Origin of the sequence: Psychrobacter sp. GW64-MNA-CIBAN-0177 (genome assembly GCF_040309585.1) — a bacterium.
Taxonomy (GTDB): domain Bacteria; phylum Pseudomonadota; class Gammaproteobacteria; order Pseudomonadales; family Moraxellaceae; genus Psychrobacter; species Psychrobacter okhotskensis.
In genome coordinates this window covers 1-232 of the sequence record NZ_JBEOOY010000646.1, presented here as the reverse complement: position 1 = coordinate 232, position 232 = coordinate 1, and the positions used below count along the sequence as shown (strand labels likewise).

General features: G+C 41.4%; 1 protein-coding gene. It reads left to right on the top strand.

Annotation, left to right across the window (positions count from 1 at the left end; genetic code table 11):
• Positions 1–232 (top strand): FFLEELY motif protein (locus AAEY79_RS16545; RefSeq protein WP_407074222.1); only part of this gene is annotated, 232 nt, incomplete at both ends.

The following is a 232-nucleotide window of genomic DNA, read 5'->3' as shown; positions in this document are numbered from 1 at the left end:
GGATATGCATTTGGCGCAGTGGTTGGTTACTCAAGACTTACCTGTAAATGAAGAAAATGTGCTTGCTGCGTATCGAGCAATTGATGAATCGGCTGAACGCCGCGTACAAATCAATAATCTTAAAGACGTCTGCTATCGTACGGATAAATATTTGAATTCATTTATGCTGAAAAAGGCATTTGCGTTGGCGAAAGGCACCGCTTATAAACATAACTTCCAACCGATGTACGAC